Annotated in this window: 1 pseudogene; it reads right to left on the bottom strand. The window is 51.9% G+C overall.

The features are described 5' to 3' along the window. Nucleotides 1-623, bottom strand: a pseudogene (locus PG722_RS14005) (VirD4-like conjugal transfer protein, CD1115 family); the annotation flags it as partial. Nucleotides 624-659: the final 36 nt, after the last annotated feature.

Genomic DNA, 659 nt, shown 5'->3' with positions numbered 1-659 from the left:
GAATGGTCTTTGTACAATGCCTTGCACTGGCTCATTGCCTGATAAAAAAGCGTCAGGCTGATCTCACGGGAGCGGATGACAGCCACGATTTTTTCCAGCCCCGGCACCTGTCCGGTGTTGGCAGCCTCGTCCCATAGCACCCGCACATGGTAGGGCAGACGCCCGCCATAGGTGTTATCAGCCCGTTCACACAGAAGGTTGAACATCTGCGAAAAAGCGAGGGCAACCAAAAAGTTGTAGGTGGTGTCCGTGTCGCTGATAAGAAAGAACAGCGCTGATTTTTCATCCCCCAGCTTATCCAGCTCCAGTTCGTCATAAGACATGATCTCCCGAAGTTGGGGAATATCAAAGGGAGCCAGTCTTGCACCGCAGGAAATCAAAATGCTTTTGGCTGTCTTGCCGCTGGCGAGCTTGTATTTCTTATACTGCCTCACGGCGAAGTGCTGGGGGCTGCGGCGTTCCAGCCCGTCAAACATATAGTCCACCGCGTTTTTGAAGGTTTCGTCATCCTCCCGGACTTCCATGCTGTTTATCATTTCCACCAGCGTATTCATGTTGCGTTCTTCCTCCGGCCCCTCAAAGACGATGTAGGACACAAGGGCGCAGTACAAGAGGGTTTCTGCTTATAGTGATAGGTAATCCTTTGAAGTTATCGCCGG

This window comes from Butyricicoccus sp. OF27-2pH9A (assembly GCF_027693185.1).
Classification (GTDB): domain Bacteria; phylum Bacillota; class Clostridia; order Oscillospirales; family Butyricicoccaceae; genus Agathobaculum; species Agathobaculum butyriciproducens.
The sequence above is the reverse complement of the archived record's forward strand: the minus strand, read 5'-3'. Positions and strand labels throughout refer to the sequence as shown.